Origin of the sequence: TM7 phylum sp. oral taxon 349, assembly GCA_018127705.1 — a bacterium.
Lineage (GTDB): Bacteria > Patescibacteriota > Saccharimonadia > Saccharimonadales > Saccharimonadaceae > Saccharimonas.
This window is the reverse complement of sequence record CP072328.1, coordinates 334,778-359,429: the sequence shown is the minus strand read 5'-3', so window position 1 is coordinate 359,429 and position 24,652 is coordinate 334,778. Positions and strand designations below refer to the sequence as shown.

The 24,652-nt window shown below is 46.7% G+C and carries 24 protein-coding genes and 3 tRNA genes; 5 read left to right on the top strand and 22 right to left on the bottom strand.

The features are described from left to right. Positions 1-508 precede the first annotated feature (508 nt). Positions 509-832 carry a hypothetical protein gene (locus tag J5A52_01880; GenBank protein ID QUB37827.1) on the top strand — a complete coding sequence of 108 codons (324 nt, stop codon included), beginning with the start codon at positions 509-511 and terminating at the stop codon, positions 830-832. 47 nt (positions 833-879) lie between these two features. Here J5A52_01880 and ligA read toward each other — a convergent pair whose 3' ends face one another. The 14 genes from ligA to J5A52_01810 form a co-directional block, all read right to left on the bottom strand. After that, on the bottom strand, positions 880-2,889 hold the full coding sequence (gene ligA / locus J5A52_01875; protein QUB37826.1) for an NAD-dependent DNA ligase LigA: 2,010 nt from the start codon (positions 2,887-2,889) through the stop codon (positions 880-882). Then, positions 2,870-3,919: a hypothetical protein gene (locus J5A52_01870; GenBank protein ID QUB37825.1), complete on the bottom strand. Its 1,050-nt coding sequence runs from the start codon at positions 3,917-3,919 to the stop codon at positions 2,870-2,872. The genes ligA and J5A52_01870 overlap by 20 nt, the downstream gene beginning before the upstream one ends. 70 nt (positions 3,920-3,989) lie before the next feature. Further along, positions 3,990-4,075: transfer RNA gene (locus J5A52_01865), tRNA-Leu, on the bottom strand. A gap of 58 nt (positions 4,076-4,133) precedes the next feature. After that, positions 4,134-4,207: transfer RNA gene (locus tag J5A52_01860), tRNA-Cys, on the bottom strand. Positions 4,208-4,231: 24 nt separating this feature from the next. After that, positions 4,232-4,319 (bottom strand) — tRNA-Leu (locus tag J5A52_01855). A 53-nt stretch (positions 4,320-4,372) separates the two neighbouring features. Then, positions 4,373-6,166, bottom strand: a complete 1,794-nt coding sequence (locus J5A52_01850; GenBank protein ID QUB37824.1) for a peptide ABC transporter substrate-binding protein — start codon at positions 6,164-6,166, stop codon at positions 4,373-4,375. 12 nt (positions 6,167-6,178) lie between these two features. Then, a complete protein-coding gene (gene secG / locus J5A52_01845; protein QUB37823.1) occupies positions 6,179-6,412 on the bottom strand; it encodes a preprotein translocase subunit SecG in 234 nt (77 codons plus the stop codon). Positions 6,413-6,415: 3 nt separating this feature from the next. Then, entirely contained in the window at positions 6,416-6,808 is a 393-nt protein-coding gene (locus J5A52_01840) for a phage holin family protein (GenBank protein QUB37822.1), read from the bottom strand. A gap of 34 nt (positions 6,809-6,842) precedes the next feature. After that, positions 6,843-8,408 carry a GIY-YIG nuclease family protein gene (locus J5A52_01835; GenBank protein QUB37821.1) on the bottom strand — a complete coding sequence of 522 codons (1,566 nt, stop codon included), beginning with the start codon at positions 8,406-8,408 and terminating at the stop codon, positions 6,843-6,845. 52 nt (positions 8,409-8,460) lie between these two features. Continuing rightward, complete coding sequence (locus J5A52_01830; GenBank protein ID QUB37820.1) at positions 8,461-8,838, bottom strand: DUF488 domain-containing protein; 378 nt, start codon at positions 8,836-8,838, stop codon at positions 8,461-8,463. Then, complete coding sequence (locus tag J5A52_01825; protein QUB37819.1) at positions 8,835-9,413, bottom strand: uracil-DNA glycosylase family protein; 579 nt, start codon at positions 9,411-9,413, stop codon at positions 8,835-8,837. Before J5A52_01825 ends, J5A52_01830 begins: the two co-directional genes overlap by 4 nt. A 20-nt stretch (positions 9,414-9,433) precedes the next feature. Further along, positions 9,434-9,766 (bottom strand): thioredoxin family protein, encoded by a 333-nt coding sequence (locus tag J5A52_01820; protein QUB37818.1) that lies wholly within the window; start codon positions 9,764-9,766, stop codon positions 9,434-9,436. Between the two features lie 135 nt (positions 9,767-9,901). Next, entirely contained in the window at positions 9,902-10,312 is a 411-nt protein-coding gene (locus J5A52_01815; protein ID QUB37817.1) for a transcriptional repressor, read from the bottom strand. 107 nt (positions 10,313-10,419) lie between these two features. Continuing rightward, on the bottom strand, positions 10,420-10,731 hold the full coding sequence (locus J5A52_01810) for a hypothetical protein (GenBank protein ID QUB37816.1): 312 nt from the start codon (positions 10,729-10,731) through the stop codon (positions 10,420-10,422). A gap of 128 nt (positions 10,732-10,859) precedes the next feature. Here J5A52_01810 and J5A52_01805 point away from each other — a divergent pair, with 128 nt between their 5' ends. Continuing rightward, on the top strand, positions 10,860-12,632 hold the full coding sequence (locus J5A52_01805) for an ABC transporter ATP-binding protein (protein ID QUB37815.1): 1,773 nt from the start codon (positions 10,860-10,862) through the stop codon (positions 12,630-12,632). A 48-nt stretch (positions 12,633-12,680) separates the two neighbouring features. On the opposite strand, the gene J5A52_01800 is transcribed toward J5A52_01805, so the two are convergent. Then, positions 12,681-13,382, bottom strand: a complete 702-nt coding sequence (locus J5A52_01800; protein ID QUB37814.1) for a 50S ribosomal protein L25 — start codon at positions 13,380-13,382, stop codon at positions 12,681-12,683. 125 nt (positions 13,383-13,507) lie between these two features. On the opposite strand from J5A52_01800, the gene J5A52_01795 reads away from it, so the two are divergent. Then, positions 13,508-14,164, top strand: a complete 657-nt coding sequence (locus J5A52_01795) for a VTT domain-containing protein (GenBank protein QUB37813.1) — start codon at positions 13,508-13,510, stop codon at positions 14,162-14,164. Positions 14,165-14,199: 35 nt separating this feature from the next. On the opposite strand, the gene uvrA is transcribed toward J5A52_01795, so the two are convergent. Then, positions 14,200-17,010, bottom strand: coding sequence for an excinuclease ABC subunit UvrA (uvrA, locus tag J5A52_01790; GenBank protein ID QUB37812.1), 2,811 nt, complete (start codon positions 17,008-17,010; stop codon positions 14,200-14,202). Positions 17,011-18,683: 1,673 nt separating this feature from the next. On the opposite strand from uvrA, the gene J5A52_01785 reads away from it, so the two are divergent. Together J5A52_01785 and J5A52_01780 are read left to right on the top strand one after the other, a co-directional pair. Then, entirely contained in the window at positions 18,684-19,115 is a 432-nt protein-coding gene (locus J5A52_01785) for a transcriptional repressor (protein QUB37811.1), read from the top strand. A gap of 86 nt (positions 19,116-19,201) precedes the next feature. Next, on the top strand, positions 19,202-19,447 hold the full coding sequence (locus J5A52_01780; protein ID QUB37810.1) for a hypothetical protein: 246 nt from the start codon (positions 19,202-19,204) through the stop codon (positions 19,445-19,447). Here J5A52_01780 and sbcB read toward each other — a convergent pair. The 6 genes from sbcB to J5A52_01750 form a co-directional block, all read right to left on the bottom strand. Next, a complete protein-coding gene (sbcB, locus tag J5A52_01775; protein QUB37809.1) occupies positions 19,444-20,862 on the bottom strand; it encodes an exodeoxyribonuclease I in 1,419 nt (472 codons plus the stop codon). The genes J5A52_01780 and sbcB overlap by 4 nt on opposite strands. Positions 20,863-20,980: 118 nt before the next feature. Further along, entirely contained in the window at positions 20,981-21,133 is a 153-nt protein-coding gene (locus J5A52_01770) for a hypothetical protein (protein ID QUB37808.1), read from the bottom strand. Positions 21,134-21,196: 63 nt separating this feature from the next. Next, positions 21,197-21,412 (bottom strand): hypothetical protein, encoded by a 216-nt coding sequence (locus tag J5A52_01765; protein QUB37807.1) that lies wholly within the window; start codon positions 21,410-21,412, stop codon positions 21,197-21,199. A gap of 260 nt (positions 21,413-21,672) precedes the next feature. Continuing rightward, positions 21,673-21,819 (bottom strand): hypothetical protein, encoded by a 147-nt coding sequence (locus J5A52_01760; GenBank protein ID QUB37806.1) that lies wholly within the window; start codon positions 21,817-21,819, stop codon positions 21,673-21,675. 20 nt (positions 21,820-21,839) lie between these two features. Further along, entirely contained in the window at positions 21,840-23,150 is a 1,311-nt protein-coding gene (gene obgE, locus J5A52_01755) for a GTPase ObgE (protein ID QUB37805.1), read from the bottom strand. A gap of 64 nt (positions 23,151-23,214) precedes the next feature. Further along, complete coding sequence (locus J5A52_01750; GenBank protein QUB37804.1) at positions 23,215-24,456, bottom strand: LysM peptidoglycan-binding domain-containing protein; 1,242 nt, start codon at positions 24,454-24,456, stop codon at positions 23,215-23,217. Between the last annotated feature and the right edge of the window lie 196 nt (positions 24,457-24,652).

Sequence of the window (24,652 nt, the reverse complement as noted above, 5' to 3'; positions counted from 1 at the left end):
CATCCTTGTTCGCCGCTTCGGTTTGTGGGATAGCGCTGTGCTTATGCAGCTACTCTCTCTGTTCCTTAGGGCTCTTATGCTTGCCAGTCTTTGCGGAGGCGGACGCCAATGATGAGAGTGAAGGCGCCTGCGATAAGAGTGCCAAAACGGAACATCCCGTAAAATTAGATATGTAAAAAACAACTAATTGGAAGGAGATGCTCCGTATGTCTAACATATCAAACTTTACTAGCAATAAGAAGTGCTGGCAGCTCATTAACAAACTATTCGGAAAGGAGGTGCTGTGCCCATTGTGCGGGCGTAAACTGCAAGAGAACTATCTTCTGAGGTATTTGTAGTGCAAAATGTGCCGCAAGAAGTTTAGAGCCACTGCCTGGCATGGTTCCCCGGCTGTATGACATGAAGCTAAGTTCTAGGCAGCTATTCCAGCTAATCTGGGCTGGCAGCATCGTAAAAGCGTTGAGGCAATCATACTGTTTGCAGGCGCTAGCTACCCGACTGTCTCTAGGTGATTTTCTCGCTTTCGAAAAACCCGTCAAACGCCGCCGCGACGCTAGAGGGCTTGGTTCAAGCCGATGAGAGCTACTTCTCGAAGCTAAAGAGCAAACAAGCCACCTACGTAATATCTGATGTTATTGAGCAGGATACCGGACGCCTAGCTTTGTGCATAACAGGCGGCTTTTACGATGGTAGAGATAGAGCTGTTCTTGAAGAATTTATCCAAGACAATGTAAAGCCAGACAGCCTAATTATTACCGACAAATGGTACGGCTACGACAAATTGCCGCTCCTTGGTTACCAACCACTCCAAGCTATTCAAAAGACCTGCTAACTTATCTGCGCTTTACTTTGAGTGTTTCGGGTTAGTTGGCTGAACCATTATCTGGCTATTACGATCGAGAGAAATGTAGGCTCATCAATAACTTTCGTACCATATTTCTCTGCCCGCGCCAATTTACTTGCCCCAACTTTTCCTCCCGCCACCAGATAGGTTGTGTCTTTGCCGACGCTAGTTTGGAATGTTCCGCCAAGTGCACGGATCTTCTCAGCCGCCTGATCGCGAGACATCGACTGCAACGTGCCAGTGATAACGAAACTTTTACCAGCTAACTCGCCCCGCTTTGCCTTGTAGATTGGCGTAACGCCGAGCAGGGTAAACTTTTCAAGGAGCACCGCATTATCCTCATCTGCAAACCACGCCATGATTGATTCCGCCACGACGACGCCAACGCCATCAACCGATTGCAGCTCATCAATCCCTGCCTGCGCTAGTTTATCAAGACTCTCAAAATGATTCACCAAATCAATTGCTGTCTGCGCGCCGACATGGCGAATCCCTAGTCCGTACACGAAGCGCTCCAGCGGCGGCTGTTTTTTAGCAGCAATTGCGTCGATTAATTTCTGCGCCGAAATATCCGCGAAACGCTCCAACGTCAACAATTGCTCTTTTGCGAGCGTGTAAATATCCGCCAAGTCTCGCACCAATTCTGCATCAACCAGAGCTTCAACATTTTTTTCGCCCAGCGTGTCAATGTCAAGCGCACCTTTCGACGCGAAATGCTTCAGTGCGCGTTTCAGAATAAGCGGACCACTCAAGCCTTTCACGCGATACACCGCTTCGCCCTCAGGACGGACAAACTTCAATTCTGGATACTGCCGCGCCAGTTCCGCCGGATAATCAATCGGCCGCGTATCTTTCGGGCGCAGCTCAACAAGCACAGCTTCAATTTGCGGAATAATGTCGCCAGCCTTAAAGACCACCACCGTATCGCCACGGCGCACGTCCAGCCGCGCGATCTCATCAGCATTGTGCAAACTCGCATGCTGCACCGTTGTACCCGCCACGACAACCGGATCAAACACCGCCACTGGTGTCGCCGCACCTGTACGCCCGATTGATATGACAATGTCGCGCACAATTGTCGTCGCCTGTTCGGCAGCATATTTATACGCCACAGCACCACGCGGATTCTTACCGACCAGCCCGAGCTCATCAAAACGTATCCGGTCATTAATTTTTATCACCAAACCGTCAGTATTAAATGGCAACTTCTGGCGTTTCTCGTCCCACTCATTCACGAAATTCATCACTCCCGCGATATCCGTGAACACGCTTGCCTGCTTATTCCGCGTAATACCAAGCGCTGTCAGTGCCTGATAGGCGAAGCTATTTGTCGGCACATCGTCGGCATCGTCGCGAATGATGTCATAGCCGCGAAAGCGGAGCGGTCGCTCCGCCACAAGCTTCGGATCAAGCTGGCGGATTGTGCCCGCCGCAAGGTTCCGCGGATTGGCGAACTCAGGCTTACCCGCAGCACGCTGGCGTTCATTCAACGCTGTAAAGTCTTTTTTGAGCATGATAATTTCACCACGAATTTCTGTACGCCCACGCAGAAAAATTTCATAGCCTTTCGTCTCATGCAAGCGTAGCGGCACGTTTTTAATTGTTCGCACATTGTTCGTTACGTCTTCGCCGACGAAACTATCACCGCGCGTCACAGCTTGTGTAAATATGCCATCAATATAAATAAGCGCGCATGCTAGTCCGTCCATTTTTATGTCAGCAAAGAATTCATGATTCTCCGCCGGCAATAATTTATCAATCCGGTTCACCCACGCGACAACATCGTCTTTATCAAACACGTCATTCAAGCTAACCATACGCCGCGGATGACGAACTTTTGCAAAACCATCAGACAGTTTATTCCCGACACGCTGCGTCGGGCTATCAGGCGTTATCCATGCCGGATGCGCCGCTTCAATTTGTTTCAGCTCGCTCATTAAGCTGTCATATACCGCATCGCTTACTGACGGCTGATCAAGTGCGTAATACTCGTAACTGTATTTGCTCAGCAGCTTTTTGATTTCATTAAGCCGGCTTCGCGTCATCGTCAACAACCTTTCGATACAACAGGTATACATATGCGGCATACCACACGACCGACCATGCGACAACGACCACGCCAACATACGGCACAATTGGCACGTTTTTTAACCACGACCACATTGACGATAGCCAGCTGTCGAGCATGACGATAGAAACCATAATTACCAGCCAGGTCAATAGAACGCAAAGCGCACCCCACGCCAATCGATACATAATCCGCAAGCGCCGCCCAACCACCAAATCGCCTGCCGCTTTGACTGCACGCATCGGATACATCCCCGGCAGTGTCACGACAACAAGCGCAATAATTGTGCTTGAAATCCAATACAGTACGAGTGCCGCGATCACCGCTGCAAAAACGCTAAACAGCATGCGTGCAAATCCAGTACTCAGCAAATCAGCCGATGACAACCCAGCATACAATAGCGCCGCGATGCCAACCGGCAATAATTGGACGAGCAACACTAGCAGGACGAGTGCTGTCGACATCATCGGTGCACTCGCATTATACAATCCGTCGCGCAACCGAGGGCGGCGGTTCATCTTTATTTCGCGCAGCAGCCAAACTGTCGTCAGCCACACCATCATCAAACACAATACCATTAATAATCGCTGGTCAGCCGGCAACGACGAGTTTATTGAAAACGATGCTAATACTGTTAGTCCCGCCTGCGCAAGCGAGTTTATACCGCCATCAAACAAGTTATTCATTGAATCAGATATTAGTTTTCCGACTGAATTGTACACTTCCTGACTCGTAATTGCACCAGCAAATGCCATGATCGTCGCATATATCACAATCATCGGCGCAAATATACGCCAATGCGTACGCAACATATGGTTCACCTGGCGCGTAAACGCAATGTAGCCCGGCAGTTTCAAACTGCGCGTATAATCGCGGCGGCGTGTACGGCAAAAACTGCGGTGCGGGCGGCGGCTCAAAAAATCATACCGCCGGATACTCCACTTATACCATATCGCAGTGAAAAAGACGCTAACCGCCTGCCACGCCACCGCGAAACGTACACTCACTGCACGCCATATGCGTAAGATAAATCTGCAGCTATTATTTTTCCTCAACACAATATCCCCTACTCAAGTTTGGTGCGCAGAGCGGGAATCGAACCCGCACGCCTTTTGGGCATCAGATTTTAAGTCTAACGTGTCTACCAGTTCCACCATCTGCGCTTATATTCTATTGTACCGTATTTGAAATAAAAAACGACCCCCTTTTGGAGCCATCTCGTGGAGGCACGTACGAGAGTCGAACTCGTCTAAAAGGTTTTGCAGACCTCTGCGTAACCGCTCCGCCAACGCGCCATTTATTCTTTTTACCTTATAGTCTGGTGCAGACGAGAAGACTTGAACTTCCACGAGCGCAATGCTCACTAGCCCCTCAAGCTAGCGCGTCTACCAATTCCGCCACGTCTGCATATTGCAAATTGTACCATGCGATAGCAAAATACCTCATCATTATACTGTAGCTCACGGTGTTTTGTAAACAGTTGCCGGCGAAACCGACCACTCGCTCACACGAGCATAGCGATCCGATAACTCAGGCAGCGACCCTTTCGGCTTAACGATGTACGCATTCGTGTTGACAAGATATTCCGACGACGCTTGGTATAGCGCAATTGCCGGCACATCGCTCAGCCATTGCCGTACAAACTGCGCATATTTCGCCATGCGCAAATTTGACTCCAACCGAGTTCGCGCGCTTGCAAGCGCCGCGTCGCTCAATTGATTTGAGTAATTCGAAAAATTATAGCCTGTCGCTGAAGCTTGCGACGAGTGCCAGTACGCATACACGTCCGGATCGGCGCCAAGCGCAAGTTCATACAGCAGCACGTCAAAATCGCGCGGTTGCAGCACACCTTGCACAAAATTTGAAACTGCCGAATTTGTATCGACTTGATTAGCATCAACCGACACACCAACCGCATTCCATTGCCGCTTCACCGTATCAATGATCTTGCTATACTGGCTACTATTCGTCGTTGTGATAGTCAGCTTTAGTTCTTGGTCGCCCTTATGTCGCGAGCCATTCTTTATCTTCCATCCAGCGCTATCAAGCAGCTGAGCGGACTTTTCAGTGTTTGGCTTTGACGCACGCGGCACCTCTCCGCTTGAGAACATTGAATGTAGAATCGGACCATCTAGCGTTTGCACGCCGCCGCCGACTGCTTGGCGAATTGCCGCCGTATCTGTCGCGAGCTGCAAAGCTTGGCGCACTGTTTTGTCCTGCAGCACCGGATTTCTTGTATTAAACAGTAAATACACGCCCTTATTAAGCGGCTCCGATATGACGCGGTACTGCGACGGACGCTTACTATGCGCAAGCGCCGCCGGCGCGCTTACCGCACCGGTCACTTCACTGTTCTTGATAGCTTTCGTAAACGCTGCGTCATCGGTGTAGGCGCGTAATTCAAAACGCGAAACACGAGGCGTAGTGTTGTAATATTCTGTATGCGGCACAAGCTGCAACACCTTTGAAGCATTCGACAACCCTGCTGTCTGCAGGCGGCGAAACTTGAACGGACCGCTTCCAATCGGATTTTGGCTAAACGACGACTCACGGAGCACCGACGGTTCGACATTTTGCAAAAGATGCTTCGGCACAATCGGGAATGTAAGCGCATGCGGAAACGCTGCATAAACAGTCGGCAGCGTAAATTCAACAGTATGCTGATTGATTTTTTTCACAACCGCGTCTGTCCAATTAACGCGTAGCGGCGAGCGCGTTTGCGGATTTTTAATAAGCCCAATAGTATACACAACATCGTCCGCTGTAAGCGCATGTCCGTCTTGCCACGTTGCGTCGCGCAGTGTGACAGTGTAGATTTTTGAATCGCGTATCGTCATGGACGACGCAACATCGGCATGGAGTGCGCCAGTTGCATCATAATGATATAAGCTTGAAAACATCAGCCGCGCCGCCGACGCCTCCGCCTCATTTGATGCTAATAACGGGTTAAGTGTATCAAGCGAACCAACAATACCTTCGGCGTATACGCCACCCGAACGATACCCGCCCTGCATATACGCCGACACGTTACCCCATGTTTGCTGCAATCCAAGCGTTGCAACCAAAATGCCAACAACTGCCAGCCACGTAATAATTTCACCAGTCACCAACCGAACACTATTGATGCGCCGCAGAATAAAACGCCGCGCATGACGCTGCGTTACGCCGCCAGCACGCTTCAATCGACGCGTAATATCTTTACGGTTCAGTGCGGAACGCTGCGGTTTTGGTTGTAGGTCGCCCAAATCGCTCACACACCAGCCCCATTATGATAAACTTGGCAGTACGAGCGACGCAATAATTGATAATACAAATATCACTGCCAAAAAAATCGTCACTTCAAACAAACTCTTATCAAGCCCGCGCCGCGTGGTATATAACTCGCCAGAGCCGCCAAATCCAGCACCAAGGCTTGCGCCGCGTTGCTGCAGCAGAATTGCAATCACCATCAGCACGGCTGATACAATTGTTGCAATCTGTAATATCATCGTTATATTCATCGCCTAATCCTCCTCCCGCGCTTGAGTATACTCCAATTCAAGCAAACTGCTTACTATATAGTTTACCAAACTCAATACTAAGCCCGTCAATACCGAATTCCAAAATGTCATTTGCAATCCAGGTGCCAATTTCAGAGAAACCCATACCATCAGGCCATTGACAATGATAGTAAAGAATCCAAGCGTGATCAATATCGCTGGCAGCGACAAAATAATAACAATCGGCTTCAGTACAGCGTTCACGACCGAAAAAATAAGCCCAGCTATCAAAAATGCCGGCGCTCCAGCGCTAATTTGCACTTCGCTATATCCCGTCCCGAAAATACGCACAGCAACCCACAGACCAAACGAATTCAAGATCCAGCGCAATATAAACGTCAAGAACTGCCTTTTCATTTCATCTTAGTATAGCGCATTACGATATATTTCGCTAGAGTTTCGAGCCGTTGTCCATAAACGTTGCCCGAATACGTGCCGCCAACACGGGATTCACAACCGTTCGCAGCTGCTCTTCGCTTGCCGTCTGCACACCGCGCACGCTGCCAAATGCACGCACAAGTTTTTTCTGCGTCGCCGAACCAACGCCGGTAATCGTACTAAGAACACTCTTAGTCGCATTCGCCCGCTTCAGCGTCGTGTGATAGCTAACAGCAAATCGATGCGCCTCGTCGCGAATACGCTGAAATAGTTTTATCGTGTCTTCGTATGGACTAGGCGCATCACCACCGCGCAAATTCTTTGAATGCGAACCGGCATTCTGCCGCCCGACATGTAAATTCACAAAATAGTATCCGCTTGAATCAATCACCACCGCACCAGGGGTCGGCTTCGCTACCATTTTCTCGATATACGACTCGTCAATCGGCGAACGACCTTTTGCAATCACAATTTCTTCATCGCGCTTCGCCACTCCAATCGCCGGCACATTCACGCCGAGAACTTCTAATTCACATAGTACCGCGTTCAACTGTCCTTTACCGCCATCAATGAGCAGTAAATCTGGCATACCCCATGCTTTTACATTTTTTGCACTAAAACGGCGGCGAATCGTTTCGCGCATATTTGCCGTATCGTCGTTACGCTGCACGTGCATTTTAAATTTACGATACTGCGCACGGTCGCTCACACCGTTTGTGAATACTACCATGCTCGCCACTACATTCGTGCCGCTCATATGCGAAATATCATAGCCCTCAATGCGCGCTGGCGGTGATTGCAATCCGAGCAATTGAGCTAATTGCGCCAATGCTTGGTCTTTTGATATATCCAAAAACTCGCGGTCGCCGAACATAATCCGCCGCTGCAGTTCGTGCATGTACGACAACTTATTGCGCAGCTGCGCAGCTGTTTCAAACTCTTGGCTGCGCGCCGCCCGCTTCATGTCGCACTCAATTTCTTTGGCGATTTTCATGCGCCCGCCTTCAATATATCTAATCAATTTGCGCAGTGATTTTTTATATTCTTGACTCGTCATATCAGCACTTGGCGCCAATCCAATTTGTTCCTCTAGATTCATACGTTCACGTTTCGGCGGCTTAATATAATATGGAAAAATTTTACGTAAATACCGCAGCGCTTTTTTCACTGCAAAGCCACTATAGAACGGACCAATATATGTCGCACCATCGTCTGCCGGATTCCGCGTAAACGTTACCGTCGGCCATTCGCTCTTCATATCAATACGGACGAATGTTTGCGATTTATCATCGCGCAACAAAATATTATAGCGCGGCATATAACGCTTCACCATTTCGCTTTCCAAAAATAGCGCATCCATTTCACTTTCAGTTTCGATCCAATCGGTATCATTGATTTCCGCTACCAATGCGCGCGTTTTTACGTCCATATCAGCCTTACTTTGAAAATATTGCCGCACGCGATTTTTCAGAATAGCCGCCTTGCCAATATAAATAATCTCATCGTCTTTAGACTTATGAAAGTACACGCCTGGAGTGCGCGGGAGCGTTTTCAATTTTTCCTTAAGCGCCGCATTCATATGTTTATTATATCGCGAATAGCGCGTTTTGGTTCACGACAATAGCATACTACTATGGAATAACCCTTAGATTGTCTGATTCATGCAAGTGTAAGTATTCTAACAACACTACTGCTTGATTATGTGCTGTATCTTTTGCGCTATAGAGCAGTGTAACTCGCGTATAAGAACGCCAACGCGCAAGAGCTGCTGCCGCTTCAGGATTATTCGCCAACTCTTGTAAATATTTTACCTTAAACTCATCATACTTAGCAGGATCGTGCGCAAACCATTGCCGCAGTTCATTGCTTGGCGCAATCTCTCTGCACCATTCGCCAAGCGCCGCCTTATCTTTGCTTATGCCGCGCGGCCACAATCGATCAACCAAAACACGGTAACCATCGCCTGGCTTCGCATCTTCATATATTCGCTTAGTATCGTACGTCGTCATGCCAGCGCCTCCTTTACTACATTCTGCAAAATCGGAATCACCTCCGCTTCAAACCATGGGTTACGTTTACGCCAACCAATATTGAGCGGCGACGGGTGCACAAGCGGAAAATAATTCGGTAAATACGCATCAAATTGCGCTACCGTTGCAGTTACATTCTTTTTAGCGTGTCCCGTTAAATAATATTTCTGTGCATATGCGCCAACTAAAATTATTAAACGCACATACGACATACGCTCCAGCAACCGCGGATGCCACATTGCGGCAAAATTGTTTCGCGGCGGCAAATCGCCGTGCACACCTTTGCCAGGATAATAAAAATCCATTGGCATGAGCGCAAACAAATCAGGATTGTAAAACTGCTCATCACTTACACCCAGCCACTGGCGCAACAATCGCCCGCTTGCATCATTCCACGGCTTATGCGTTTGCTGTGCGATTCGCCCCGGCGCTTGCCCAACTAGCACAATACGTGAATAGGGTGACGCAGTATATACTGGCGTCCACCCTTTGGCGCGAAACGCCGCGTTCATATCATCGTCGGCAATTTGCTGAAGAAGCAACGGGCTCGACATAAAGTTACTCAGCCGTTCACCTACTTCTTCACGGCTTTTTCGAGCGCATCAATCAAGACCTGCTTCGGTCTCATGCCAATCAGTTCTTGAATCTCCTTGCCCCCCGCAAAGACCTTCATATTCGGAATACCTTGCACGCGATGTTCTCTTGCCAATTCACTATTATCACCGCTCGCCTCCGTGTCAATTTTGATAACATCAAAATTAGTTTCGTCGGCAATTTGCTGTAAAATTGGCGCCATCGCACGGCACGGCGGACACCAGGTCGCCCAAAAATCCACTAATACCGGATTGGCACTTTGCAGCACTTTCTCCTCAAACTCCTGACGATTCGTTATATTGTATAATGCCATATTCCCTCCTTGTCGCTCTTTTATTATACCATTCTGCCAACTGTCTATTCAGCAGAACAATTACAATTACAATTACAATTACAATTACAATTGCTAGCGCAATCTTGGCATGTGGTTTTTATACACTTGCATGCTTTATTCATCGGCATGTTCCTCCTTTCTACAACAGCTACATTCTTGACACTCACCATAAACCGTCAAAGAACCGTCTAGCACGCAATTACACAATTGGGCTTGCAGAATCTTGCGACATGGCGCAGGACACGTAATGTCAATCAAACAATCGCACCGAGTGCAGCAAAAATGATCGTGTGGTTTCATATTTGCGTCGAACCGTTTATCACCATCCTTTGTCTTTGGTGCAAGCACTATTTCGCCGTCCTCAACTAATCGCTGCGTGATTCGGTGAATTGTCGTTGCGCTCACCTGTATATAGCGATCGGTGTAGTACTGCATAATATCAGCATGAGTCGCGTGACCTAATTGCTTTATACAATCCCGCACTAAATTAGCATATTTACTTTCGCGGCGTATGATGGTTGTCATACTCTTATTGTAAATCGTTTACACTAAAAATACAAGTATCTTATTTTAACTAGTCATATCACAATATCACCAACTGCAGAATAAATTTTATTAAACAAGCCCAACGATTAAATTGTTCCGACCTTACGATATGCACCATCAAATGTTTCTACATCATCGGGATTAAGAAAATATATAATCGTATCAGTTTTAATAGTGTCTGGCGAGCACATCTCTTCTATGCAACCATCAAGTCGTTCTATCATTACGCCAAAATCGCACTTAATAATTTCTGGTACAACGATTGGTTCTGGTAAATCATTTACATTAATGATAAATCTGCACGGTCTCAAAAGCTCGCGATAACCATTCAAAACTCCGTTTGTGTTATCTTCATTTTGACCATGACGAGCAATAAACAGCCTTGCAGTTTGACTCATGACTCTATCTTGCTATATAATCTACTTATTATGAACTCGTAAGAGAGTTCCTCTATTTTCTCTTCACTTATTCGCTCGACAATACATAAGAATTTAAGTTGCAAAACACTACAAAAAGGAGATTTATCGTGAGTAAAAAATCAAAAAACAGCCAATCTATTCTGCGCTTATTTTGGCGTGCATCGCAGTCATATAAATGGCGACGAAATATAGCAGTTATTGCCACGGCAACTACGTTTATTGTTGGCATGTTTGTTGGCCCACTGATTATTGCGCAGCTGCTCGACATAATCCAGCATAGACAACTTAGCAACACCAGCAACTTATGGCAGCTCGTGATATTATACGGACTATCACAACTATGGTCGGAGATTATCGGTTGGCGCTTAGTGCTTTATCTAGTGTGGACATTCGAGGTCTCTGTGATGCGCGATTTGTATGTAAAAATATTCAACAAATTAGCAAACGAAACGTTATTTTTCCACGCTAACAAGTTTGGCGGCTCGCTCGTTAGCCAAACAAATAAATTTACCGGAGCGTTTGAACGCTTCTGGGATACTATCATTTGGTCGATTCTGCCAGTCGTGATTTCCATTATTGGATCAATCGTTGTTCTCTCAACATTGTTATGGCAATACGCTATCTTTTTGGCGATTTTCGCGGTTATTTTCATTATAGTGGTCTATTTTGGTTCGCGACCAATGATGAAGCTAAACGAAGAAGAAGCGGCTGCCAACAATACTATGAGCGGCAAAATCGCTGATGCTATCTCTAATATTATGGCAGTGAAATCATCAGGCGTCGAGATGCGAGAAAGTAAAGAATTTACCAAAACAGCAAACAACTGGCGCAGCGCTTCATTTAATTTGATGTCCGGTTTTCTGAAAATGAGCGCTATTTATTCATCAATTACGACGACCATCAAAGTTGTCGCTATCGCGTTCGCCGTCTACGCTGCACAGCATAACACTGTATCGGTAGCAGCGATTTACCTAATCATTACCTACACCGGTACAATGACGCGCGAGCTATGGAATATGAACGGTATTATGCGCAATTATAACCGCGTGCTTGGCGACGCGCGTGACATGGCGGAAATTCTACAAACACCGACAAGCTTGATTGATAAAAGTGCGAGAAAATTACGCATTTCGCACGGCGAAATCGTCATGAATAATGTGACATTCACGCATGATGAAGGACAAGGTGACACGCTGTTTAAGAATTTCTCGCTGACCATCAAACCTGGCGAAAAAGTTGGACTAGTTGGCACATCTGGCTCAGGAAAGACGACGCTAACAAAACTACTCCTACGCTTTGCTGACATTGATAGCGGTGAGATTTTAATTGACTCGCAAAATATCGCCGACGTCACACAGGCAAGCTTACGCTCAAGTATTGCGTATGTACCCCAAGAACCGCTGCTCTTTCACCGCTCAGTGCTGGACAATATCGCGTACGGACGACCTGGCGCAACAAAATCCGCTGCAAAGAAAGCCGCCAAGCAAGCTGGCGCATATGATTTCATCACGAAATTACACGATGGATTTGACACGCTTGTCGGCGAGCGCGGCGTAAAATTATCGGGCGGACAACGCCAGCGTATCGCTATCGCCCGCGCAATTTTGAAAGATGCGCCAATTTTAGTCCTTGACGAAGCGACATCAGCGCTCGACTCGGAATCCGAAGCATTAATTCAAAAATCGCTCGAAACGTTGATGAAAAACCGTACATCTATAGTTATCGCTCATCGCCTGTCAACTATCGCCAAACTTGACCGCATTATTGTCATGAAACGCGGTCGCATTATTGAGGACGGCACGCACAACGAGTTGCTGAAAAAGAACGGTACATACGCGCAATTATGGCAACGACAGTCTGGCGGGTTTATTGATGAATAAAAATCGCCCCCCAATTCTGGGGGACGATTAAAACATTTATGCTACCTTTTATTCTGCTTCCGCACCTGGATTTTCGCCTTCAACTGGTACATCCTCAGCGTCAGCCGAAGTCGATTCTCCTGCCGCCGCTTCGTTTGCAGCTTCAAGTGCAGCCGGCTCATACACGCTGGCAACGACTAAATCTTTCACGGTAACATTGTCGTCGGCCGTACCTTCGCGACCATCGTCATTATCGACAATCTCTACACCTGATGGCAACAGTATATCGCCAATCGTAACGCGATCGCCAGCATTCGCGAGATCCATAATCGACACCTCTAGATACTCTGGCAGTTCCATCGGCAGTGCTTTGACCTCAATCTTCTCAATCGCTTGCAAAACGACCAATCCGTTACGCTCCGCCACTGACTCACCCTCGCCAGCCAGGCGGATCGGCACTTCCGCCACCACCGGCTCATTGGCACGAACCGCATGAAATGAAATGTGGCGAATAACACCATGCTTAATAGGATGAAATTCCGCAGCTTTAATCATCGCAATACGGTGTTTCGTACCCGACAACTGCACCGGCGTATGCTTGCCGGCTTCCGCATATACACGCGCCACCTCCCCTGCGTCAGCCTGAATTGCAATCGACTCCATATTCGCACCATACACAACACCCGGTGTCAACCCTCGTCTCCGCAACTGCTTTACTTTCTTGCCGAAAATTTCTCGGCGATCTACTCTCAATGTTATCTTGTCTCCCATATTTCTCCTTTTCGGATATGTTTCCGGAGTTATTATTTATTATATTACCACAATCATTATACTTGAGAGATAGTTTTAAGCCAAACGACTTACTAAAAAATACAAAAAATTGTTATAATAGTTGAGTGGAAACACTCATTCACGCCATCACTAGCTTTGGAATTCTCGCAATTCTGCTCGTTGTCTTTGCCGAGTCAGGGTTGCTCATTGGATTCATTTTTCCAGGCGACAGTTTACTATTCACCGCCGGGTACATGGTGCAACAGCAGATTCTTGGATTTAATGGACAACCAATTGATATTCATATTTTTGCATTACTTATTTTTGCCGCAGCCGTCGCCGGCGATAGTGTCGGATTTGAATTCGGGCATAAAGTCGGCCGTAAATTATTTCAAAAAGAAAACTCGCGGTTCTTTAAGAAAAAATATCTCGACCAAACCGAAACATTCTATGCTAAGCACGGCTCAATCACGATCGTGCTCGCACGGTTTGTGCCGATTGTTCGCACGTTTGCGCCAATTGTTGCCGGCGCAAGCAATATGCATTACCGCACATTTATTACATACAACGTTATCGGCGGATTCTTATGGTCGTCGCTGTTTGTCTATCTCGGATATTACGCCGGCGAGTTTTTGACCAAAGCGGGTGTAAATATTGAGGTCGCAGCGCTCATTATTATATTCCTATCGGTTTTGCCAATGATTATTCACGCACTCAAACAAGAAAGTACGCGCACTAAGCTCAAGCGCCAATTCAAAGTGTTGTTTTCGAAAAAAAGATAGCTAAGTTGCTTGTTGTTGCAAATAGCCCCTATAGATTATAAAAGCTTTTTCAAGTACTTGCCGGTGAACGATTCCGGCGATTTTGCAACGTCTTCCGGCGTACCTGATGCAACCACCATGCCGCCGCCTTGCCCGCCTTCCGGACCCATATCAATAATCCAGTCGGCGCATTTTATTACCTCTAAATTATGCTCGATGATAATCATACTATTACCGCCGTCGACAAGTTTTTGTAGAATATCGAGTAGTTTTTTAACGTCTGCCGTATGCAGCCCAGTCGTCGGCTCATCTAGAATGTAAAGCGTTTTACCAGTTGAACGGCGGCTCAATTCAGTCGCAAGTTTGATTCGCTGCGCTTCGCCGCCCGAAAATGTCGTTGCCGGCTGCCCAAGTTTAACATAGCCAAGCCCTACCTCGTTGATTGTTTGCAGTTTGCGCGCAATCGCCGGCACATTCGCGAAAAAATCACACGCCTGCTCAACTGTCATATTCAAAATATCGCTAATCGTTTTACCTTTATACTTAATTTCAAGCGCTTCGCGGTTATACCGCTTACCATGACATTCCGGACACTGAACGTATACATCCGGCAAAAAGTGCATTTCAATTTTTATCATGCCGTCACCCTGGCAATGCTCGCAGCGCCCACCTTTCACATTAAAGCTAAACCGTCCCGCTTTGTAACCGCGAATATTTGCTTCAGGCGTATTTGCAAACAACTCACGGATCTGTGTAAACACGCCGGTGTATGTCGCCGGGTTTGAGCGCGGCGTACGCCCAATCGCCGATTGATCAATTACAATCGCCTTGTCTAATTGATTGATACCATCAATTCGCTCGTGCGCGCCTGGCACTGCTTGCGCCCGATGCAACCGTGCTGTTAGCTCGTTTGCGACAATATCATTCACAAGCGTTGATTTGCCGCTGCCACTCACGCCTGTCACGAGCGTCATCACGCCAAGCGGAAATTCAACATCAATATGTTTCAAATTATTTTCACGCGCACCGCGCACAACGAGTTTACGGTCTTTTTGCACAGTGCGGCGTTTTTTTGGTACAGCTATTTTCTCAACGCCGCTTAAATACCGCCCCGTTATACTTACAGGATTTTTTGCGACCTCAGCTGGCGTACCTGCTGCTACAACTTCGCCGCCGTGCACGCCCGCACCCGGACCAATATCTACCAGATAGTCTGCTTGCGCAATTGTATCCTCATCATGCTCAACAACAAGCACCGAATTGCCTAAATCACGCAGATGTTTCAATGTCGCGATTAACCGATCGTTATCACGCTGGTGCAACCCGATCGAAGGCTCATCAAGCACATAGAGGACTCCTTGCAGGCCAGAACCGATCTGCGTTGCCAAACGAATCCGCTGCGCTTCGCCGCCGCTAAGCGTATTTGCCGCTCGACTCAGCTCTAAGTAGTTTAGACCGACGTTATTCATAAAGCCAAGCCGCGCCGCAATCTCTTTCAGAATCAACCGCACAATATGCATTTCCGACTCGCTGAATTTTAGCTTACTAAATAAATCAAGCGCATTTGCTACATCAAGATTACACATATCCATAATCGACAGCCCGTTTACTGTCACCGCCAGCACAACCGGTTTGAGACGCGCACCTTGACATGTCGTACATTTCCGCTCGCGCATAAAGCGCTCAATATCTTTGCGCATAAACTCGCTTTCCGTCTCACGATGGCGACGTTCTAAATTCGGAATCACACCTTCGTACGTCGCATCGTAATAGCGTCCACCTACCAAATCAATACGATATTTCTGAGATCCCGTCCCATATAAAATTTTCTGCCGGACATCATCTGGTAGTTGTTTGACCGGCACTTGCAAACTAAATTCATACGCATCGGCAACCGCTTTAATTTTGCGCATATAAAAATTATCGACATTAATACGATTATACGGACGAATTGCACCCTCAGCGATTGTTAAATTACTATTGAATACTAGTTCTGGATCAATTTCTAGTCGTGTACCAAGCCCTGTGCACGTCGGACACGCGCCCTGTGGTGCATTAAAACTGAACAGACGAGGTTCAAGCTCAGGAATTTCTTCGTTCGGATGATCAACGCACGCATAGCGTTGACTATATACCAGCAGCTCGCTACTATCAACATTCATAATTTGCACGACACCCGATGCCAAATCAAGCGACTGCTCCACCGCCTGCGACACGCGGCTAATCATATCCGGCTTCATAATGATTCGATCAATGACAATTTCAATATCATGTTTGTAGCTTTTCTGTAACTCTGGAAATTCATCAAGCGCATACACCACACCGTCCACGCGTGCCCGTGCGAAACCAGAACGCATATACTGCTCTGGTACATGCTGAAATTCGCCTTTTTTCTGTGCAACGATCGGCGCCAATATCATGAGTCGCTTACCCTCTGGCAACTTCATGATTTCGTCAATAATTGCCTGCGTTGTGCGCCGCTGTACCGGCTTATTGCAAACCGGACAGTGCGGCACGCCAACGCGCGCAAATAGTAATCGCAAATAATCATAAATTTCTGTCACCGTTGCAACTGTTGAGCGTGGATTACGTGATGTTGATTTTTGATCAATACTGATCGCTGGACTTAACCCTTCAATACTATCGACGTCCGGCTTGTCCATGATACCTAAAAACTGCCGTGCATAGCTACTTAAACTCTCAACGTAGCGACGTTGTCCTTCGGCATAAATCGTATCAAATACCAGACTTGATTTGCCACTACCACTTAAGCCAGTCACGACGATAAATTGATCGCGAGGAATCTCGATATCAATATTTTTCAGGTTATTTTGACGCGCACCGATAATTTTTATGCTCTTTGACATAACTATATATTATAGCATTTTTGCGCACATCACACTAGCTGCGAGAGATTTAGGTACAGCCACCTAAAATAAAACAACCCTAAACCATAGGTATGTTAACGGATCTTTAAATAGTTCAGAATGGTTGGCTCTTGCCATCCATTCTTTACATAGATCCTGTAACTGATGTGTTAGTATACGTTGTCCGTAGAGCTTACGCATATGACGTTTAGCTGCACTCCACATTAATTCAGCTTTGTTTAGTGTTTAGTGTTTAGTGTTTAGTGTTTAGTGTTTAGTGTTTAGTATTAGTATTACCATAATCTCCCTTGCTATGGTTATGACTCTCATGGCAGTAGCCTAGAAGTAGAGAGTAGAGAGTATAGGATAAATAGTGATATTTCACCATAACCATACCACTTGTCTGTAATAACTAAGCTGCCAGGCTTTACAGTATCCCAGAATGAATTCTTCAAGTACATCTCTATCTCTGCCGTTATAGAAGCTTCTTGTAATACGTAAGGGTTAGGTTAGGTTAGGTTAGGTTAGGTTAGGTTAGGTTAGGTTAGGTTAGGCTTACTTAGCTTTACGTCCAGTATATGGCCCTATAGCGCCTGTTACTATATAGGTAGCCTGTTTGCTCTTTAGCTTAGCAAAGTAGCTGTTCAATCTGCCTGGATTAGATCTCCTAGCTCTAAGCTCTAAACTCTAAATCTAAACCTAGACTTAAGCTTAAGCTTAAGTCTAAGCCTAAGCTTAGCCCTAAACCCTCTAGGCATGGTATTGGAAGTGAGGGAGAGGATGGACTAAACCCTAAACCCTAAACCCTAAACCCTAAACCCTAACTCTAAGCCTAATCCTAAGCCTTCTAGAAGAGGTGTAAATAGAGTATCTAGTATACGCATGTATATGGTATATGGTATAGCTTATCTCTAAACCCGAGAGAACCATCTAGAGACTGTAGGGTAGCTTACTTTAGCTAATACCGTCTTTTATAGCAGACAAAGCCCTAGTAGCTTATAGCTTAGGGTTTAGCAGTGTATACGGGTTAGCTTCTAGATCACTCTACAATGATTACTGTTCTAAGCTCTTAGGCTCTTCTTTGTTTGCCAGCACTATAGCAGCTTAAATAACTGATTTGGTGATAGTTTCATACCATAGAGCCATGAACCCTTCCAGGCAGTAGCTCTATATTTCTTACGACATAGCTTACACCACAAATACCTAAGTAAGTAATTCTCGTGTAGAGTGTTCTTACACTGTGGACATACACCCATAATCTAAGTTACCTCCTCTCAAGCTCTGGCTATGATATATGTACGCTTGGTGTTGTAGGCTACCTATACCTTCTCACCAAAGACTAAGTTTGTTAATGAGTAACTAAAGTAAAGCAAGTTAAACTAAACTGACTAACTAATCTAGCCAGTATGACTTTGATTATCTTAAAGGTGATGATGAGAACCTAACTAAAACTAACCAGCATTTTCTTATTGCTGGCAAAGTATTGGTATGTATGTTAGACATACGGGACATCCTTTCTTTGATTAGTTGCTATTACAACTCTAATTTTAATGGGTGTTTTGGGTTAGGTTAATGTACCGAGATTTAGAAAACGAAGTGACACGAACTATGATTACGATCTTTTGCATAGAATATTGCAAATTTATTGCAATATAGATATACTGATCAGTATCATGAACGATGCTCTACGAACGTTAGAAACTATCTTACGAAAACACCAGCTACACATCACCAAACCGCGTCGTACGGTATTTACTGCATTATACGATCAGCCGCCGTGCTACGTTAGCGAGCTGATACGCGCGACAACACCATCAATCAACCGCGTTAGCGTGTACCGTACAGTTGAGTTATTTGAGCGCCTTGGCATCGTGCATGTTGTTCCTGTCGGTTGGAAACATAAAATCGAATTATCCGACACATTTAGCAAACACCACCACCACGCAACTTGCCGGCAATGTGGACGCGTAATTGATTTACCTGAAAATCACACGCTTGAGTGTCTCATTGCATCAATTGCTGCCGAGTATCATATTCATAGTCCATCGCACATCCTTGAGATTCAGGGAATTTGTACACGCTGCGCTCAAACGAAAAAATCGTAGCTGCTATTATGACGCTTATCGTTGCATATTTTTGATCTAATTGCTATATTATTGTTATAGATAAAAGTGATCTAGGGCGCGCCACTATGAAATGCAAGTATTTATTTCTTACCACGTTCATACTCACAATAGCAGGGATATTTTTCGTGCATAGTAGTAGTTTTCTCGACACATTGCTTAGCTTCATGCTCACTGGCATGATTCCCGGGACAACAATTAGCATCCCCTATTGGATAATACTTGGCGGTTGTATCGTTCTGATCGTCGGTATTATTGATGCGGTATGCAATACGGCGCCGCTCAAACCGCCGACACACACATCAGGATACTAATCTGATTCTGGCAAAATCGATTCTGCCCACAATTGCAACTCTTGCACGATAAATTCTTTATCAGCATCAAGTGCTCCAGCCGTAAGTCGCTGCAGCACCGCCATATACTTTGGCAGCTGTGCTTGGATGCGTGCCGCACGCCACGTTTGCCACGCCGTAAGCTCATCATCACTCAACGCTTTCGGGAAGTTTCGCGCTTTATAGTGCAACAATAATCCCGGCAGTCGCTCGTCGGTGAAGTTGGGATGAAAATCGACCAACTCACGCTCGCTCGCACTGCGTACTGCTTCAACACGCAACCGATCGCGGTCGTTCAGAAACCCGTCGTATAGTTGTGTTTCCGGATCGGGCGATCGTGTAAATTCAGGTTTGTTTTCAAAAATTGTACGCAATTTTTCAGCGAATTCTGGGTGTGTCAGGAGGATCTCTTGGTGTTTTGCAATTGTCTCGACATCAAGCGATATTTTCTCCCACCCGTCACTGTGCGCCAATACGCCAAGCGGTGCCACTGCCGGGCAGCGATTCAACTGCAGCTCTTTCGCTGGTAACTTCACAAAATCTTCAGCCTGGCGCTCCTGCCAGCTTGCATACACTTTGTGTGCCAACTTTGACTCGCTTAAATTAACAAATGGCGTCGGGTCATATCGTAAATCATATACCACGACGTTACCCTTACGCCCCATCGTCAACGGAAACGCGACTGTTGTTTTAGCAAATTCTTTATCATAACGTCCGCTACTATAAACAAATGGCTTTTTATCGTCGACATTTATAAGTTTCACGACTTCTTTTTTATCGCGCATTTTTAGCAGGTACTCAAATAGCTGCGGCTGCTTACTGCGAATCAATTTTGTCACATTAATCAATGCATCGACGTCGCTCATTGCATCGTGCGCATTCTTATGAGCAATACTATTTTCGCGCGTGATAAGCTCAAGTCTGTTTGTCGGTTCGCCCGCGGCATCAAGCGGCCAACTAATTCCCTCAGGGCGGAGCGCCCGCGTCATGCGCACTACGTCGAGCATATCCCAGCGTGACCGACCATCCTTCCAGCACCATTCGTATGGATCGTAAAAATTACGCCACAGCAGATGGCGAATAAATTCGTCGTCGAACCGAATATTATTAAACCCGACAACGATCGTATCGGGTGTGAAAATTTCATCGCTTAGTATACGTGCAAATTGCGCCTCACTATAACCCTCATTGACAGTTTTTTGCGGTGTAATACCAGTGACCATTAGAGCATCAGGACTCGGTAGCGTATCGTCGTTGAGCGCTACGAGTATATTATACGGCTCGTCAATTGGTGTAAGATCCATGTCTGTCCGCCACCCCGCAAACTGCATGATCCGGTCTTCGCGCGCATTTAAGCCGCTAGTTTCTAAGTCGTAGAAAAAGAATGTCCGCGCCATACTCTTATAGTATAGCAAAAAAATAGTTTTAGTGTGTTACGACTCAGGATTAAGATACATATCTGCTTCTTCAATCCCATATCGTACCTCTCTGTTCAGAGAACCGCGCGCCCTCCTATCACCACACATACCATAACTTCAGGTCGCATACGACTAGCCTCAGAGCTTTCACTGCATCGCTCGCTGTATCGCAGCACCACTCCGTGATTGTCGGCGAGGATTTTACCTCAGCGACATCTCTATCTGCTTCAACCCCAGTATCCTCAAGCACTTCTTGTGGAATATTTATTTCGCCTCTCTTCCAATCATCGTATAGATCATTTGCCGCATCTAGTTACCCTGTTTGGCAATTAAAGTCAGGTAAATTATCGGCGCGAAAATGAGCCTTAGCTAGCACGAGGTGAGTATTATACCACCCATTATTTGTGCGAGAATAATGTTCATCAAGTTCCTCAGCTTTAAGTACCCGCCGTTCTTGCCGCCTATCGTCGTCGAACAACAAGAACTCAAGATAATCACCAAAAATTGTTTCGCGTCCTCGTCTGGCCACCGCCTCTTCTCAAGATGCGTAAGGACATAGTTCGTCATCTTACCGACTCTTGTATCTAGCAGTCGCCCAGTGCCGCCGCGGCGAACGTCTGCACATAGTTTTTCAGTAAACTCTCGTGGTTCGGCCGCTAGTAAACGATCGCCGAGTAATGGCGGATTATCGGGATTACGCTCAAGCGCTCCTCGGATATTGTTGTCATTCACTATTAGGGCTTTTACGAGGCGTGATGCATGCCCCCATAGAGAAACCTACAGCAGCAGCTAGAGTAGATCCAATATAACTGTGCGGGTATATACTTCTAAAAAATTTCTATGCTGTTTGCCACTATATAGCGCCACTTGAAGACGATTTGGCGCTTCTATGAATTTCTCACCACTCGCACTATTAACATTTTCTTTGTTGCCCATTATTTCCTCCTTTTAGAATACTATTGTTCAACTAGTGTCAACTCGCTCTCACCGATTCGCACAACACTTTCACCTGTCGCACCTTGGCGGACTAGCTCATGCGCAATACCCGTCCGTTTCATGATGTCGCGCAGACGGTTCACTGCTTCAAACTGCTCAAAATTCGTCCGGCGAGCAAATTTCTCGATTTTTTTACCTCTAACTATAAAAACAGCTACCAGCTCACCATTCTCGTTTATTTCGTCCGGCAACCGCTCAACCGTCCACGCGTCAGTCAATTGGTCTTCATCAAGCGAAATTACCGGTAGGCCGGTCTCTGCTTCGACCTCTTGCTGCTGCTCGCGCTGGCGGTACACTTCAATTGCGCGCCGCAGCAACCGCAGCAAATCTTTCACACCCCGCCCCGATTGCGATGAGATAGCCACAATCTCCGCATTATTCGCCGCTTTTTGCAGTGCTGTTTTTTGCATCGCAATAATTTCCTCGTCCAATCCTTCGCATTTTGTCAGTGCAATAATCTCTGGACGCGTTGTTAACTCCGTGCTATATTTTTCAAGCTCGCGACGAATCGCTGTATATTTCTCCGCCGGATCGTCGCTATACGCATCAATCATATGGAGCAGCACCGCCGTCCGCTCGACATGGCGCAAAAATAGGTCACCCAGACCTTTACCTTCGCTCGCACCCTCAATCAACCCTGGGATATCAGCGATGAGAATGCTGCCGTCATCAATATCAGCCACTCCTAAATTTGGTGTCAAAGTGGTAAATTCGTAATTCGCGATCTCCGGATGCGCATTTGACACGACGCTCAAAAAGGTTGATTTTCCTGCATTCGGAAAGCCAATCAGCCCAACATCCGCCAACAATTTTAATTCCAATTCGACCTCAAATGATTCGCCCGGCTCGCCAAACTCCGCCATGCGTGGCGTCTGACGCACGCTCGATTTAAAATGCGCGTTGCCAAATCCACCATCACCACCTTTTGCAATCACCGCTTCTTCGCCATGACGCGTTAAATCAGCTACGATAGCACCATCGCGCTTAACAAGCGTGCCAACGGGAACTTTTACAATCAAGTGCTCGCCTGCGCGTCCCGCTTTTTTTCTTTTACTGCCAGCTACACCATTCTCCGCTTTGAGCTTTGGCTGATAACGAAATTTCAACAGTGTATTGAGCTGCTCAGTCGCGACAAAAACAACGTCGCCGCCCTTGCCACCGTCACCGCCGTCCGGACCGCCTTTATCAACAAAAATCTCGTGGCGAAAGCTCACTGCGCCGTCGCCGCCTTTACCGGCTGTTACCGTTACCTTTGCTGTATCAACAAACATACTTTCAGTATAGCAAAAACGCCCCTAATTTGACAGAGACGTTTTTACATTCCACAATACTACTCTAATGGATATATTTATAGTAACCGCTAGTTGCTTCGCTCCATGAGAGTGTCCCACGACCGACACGGTTGAAGCCGCCGCCCCAGCGATACCCGTTCATTTCGCTAATCGTAACAGAGACGCCTGGATTCACCGATTCAACAATCGCCACGTGACCGTAACCGCCGCCGTTTGCCATAATCGCCCCAGCACCCGGCGTGCCGTTCACCGCCAACCCTGCAGCGCGCGCATTGTATGCCCACGTACTAGCGTTACCCCAATAGCTACCGACCGGCAGACCGAGCTGAATACGGCGCTCATATGCATACCATGTACAATTACCCCAGGCATATTTATTGCCAGCAGATACCACGCCCCTAAACGACGAGGCGACACCCGCTGCCGCGCCAGCACTCCAGTTGCTATTCGCTGGCACGCCGCGGCGCGGCGAAGCAGTATAACCTGGGCGTTCATTCTCCGGCAGAGTACCACCAGGAACAATCAAGCGCGTACCGTTCGCGACGCTAGTCGAAAACTCAAGGTCATTATAAGTAATAATATCGCTCTTCTTGCTACCGTATTTTTCGGCGATTGCATCAAGTGTATCACCATCTTTCGTCGTGTACAGAATGCCGTTTGTCGGTAAAATCGTCAGCGTTACATTTGGCTCAAGCGCATCAGAGCTCAAATTATTTGCCCAAGCGATCGTCGTTTTTTTCAATCCGTATTTCTCGGCAACGCCGTCAAGCGTATCACCTGCCTGCGTCACATAAGTTGTTATGCTACGTGAATCGGCTGTCATATTCACAACCTGCGGCTTGCTGATTGTACTTGAATCGGTTTGCGCCATCATCGTTTCGGCTACAAGTGATTGTGACAAGTTCGCTACGTTATTACTGACCGGCATATTCGTCGTGTCAGCAAGTGAAGACGCAATATTCGCCGCCACTACTGGATCAACCGAACCAGCCTCACTTTGCACCTTAGCAAGTGTTGTCGTCTGTACTATCGGTGAAGCATTGGCAAGCGCCGGCGACCGCTCTGTCACAACTGGCTGATAGCTAACTGCGATTAATGTTATAATTAACAAAAACACGCCGAAATACGACGCAATTGACGAAATAGAAAGCGCACCGCGGCGTGATCGCTTACTCGCATGAGTATGCGACGGCAAGCCAAGAGTCTTACGAGCCATAAAATTCGAACGAGCTTTCGCTGATGAATTGCTGGTAATAATAATCGTTCTCCCGGAACACGTTCGCATGCATTCCCAATATCTATCAAAGTCTTTCTCTCTGAACTTCAGAGAAAAATTGCCATCGACCGTTTTAATTAACTAATAGCAACAAAAAGATTGTTTTGGCAATTGTACGACTTTTCAAGGTAGCCATTCCTGAACGTTATGCGATAAGCACTATCTGTAAAACATCACAAACCTACAGGAATGTACGCTCTCCATT

What these genes read in the sequence shown, in the direction of transcription:
- ligA (QUB37826.1), bottom strand. Translation starts at nt 2,889, where the DNA reads ATGACGCGAAGCCGGCTTAATGAAATCAAAAAGCTGCTGAGCAAATAC.
- secG (QUB37823.1), bottom strand. Translation starts at nt 6,412, where the DNA reads ATGAATATAACGATGATATTACAGATTGCAACAATTGTATCAGCCGTG.
- J5A52_01840 (QUB37822.1), bottom strand. Translation starts at nt 6,808, where the DNA reads ATGAAAAGGCAGTTCTTGACGTTTATATTGCGCTGGATCTTGAATTCG.
- J5A52_01835 (QUB37821.1), bottom strand. Translation starts at nt 8,408, where the DNA reads ATGAATGCGGCGCTTAAGGAAAAATTGAAAACGCTCCCGCGCACTCCA.
- J5A52_01830 (QUB37820.1), bottom strand. Translation starts at nt 8,838, where the DNA reads ATGACGACGTACGATACTAAGCGAATATATGAAGATGCGAAGCCAGGC.
- J5A52_01825 (QUB37819.1), bottom strand. Translation starts at nt 9,413, where the DNA reads ATGTCGAGCCCGTTGCTTCTTCAGCAAATTGCCGACGATGATATGAAC.
- J5A52_01820 (QUB37818.1), bottom strand. Translation starts at nt 9,766, where the DNA reads ATGGCATTATACAATATAACGAATCGTCAGGAGTTTGAGGAGAAAGTG.
- J5A52_01815 (QUB37817.1), bottom strand. Translation starts at nt 10,312, where the DNA reads ATGACAACCATCATACGCCGCGAAAGTAAATATGCTAATTTAGTGCGG.
- J5A52_01810 (QUB37816.1), bottom strand. Translation starts at nt 10,731, where the DNA reads ATGAGTCAAACTGCAAGGCTGTTTATTGCTCGTCATGGTCAAAATGAA.
- J5A52_01800 (QUB37814.1), bottom strand. Translation starts at nt 13,382, where the DNA reads ATGGGAGACAAGATAACATTGAGAGTAGATCGCCGAGAAATTTTCGGC.
- uvrA (QUB37812.1), bottom strand. Translation starts at nt 17,010, where the DNA reads ATGTCAAAGAGCATAAAAATTATCGGTGCGCGTCAAAATAACCTGAAA.
- J5A52_01785 (QUB37811.1), top strand. Translation starts at nt 18,684, where the DNA reads ATGAACGATGCTCTACGAACGTTAGAAACTATCTTACGAAAACACCAG.
- J5A52_01780 (QUB37810.1), top strand. Translation starts at nt 19,202, where the DNA reads ATGAAATGCAAGTATTTATTTCTTACCACGTTCATACTCACAATAGCA.
- sbcB (QUB37809.1), bottom strand. Translation starts at nt 20,862, where the DNA reads ATGGCGCGGACATTCTTTTTCTACGACTTAGAAACTAGCGGCTTAAAT.
- J5A52_01760 (QUB37806.1), bottom strand. Translation starts at nt 21,819, where the DNA reads ATGGGCAACAAAGAAAATGTTAATAGTGCGAGTGGTGAGAAATTCATA.
- obgE (QUB37805.1), bottom strand. Translation starts at nt 23,150, where the DNA reads ATGTTTGTTGATACAGCAAAGGTAACGGTAACAGCCGGTAAAGGCGGC.
- J5A52_01750 (QUB37804.1), bottom strand. Translation starts at nt 24,456, where the DNA reads ATGCGAACGTGTTCCGGGAGAACGATTATTATTACCAGCAATTCATCA.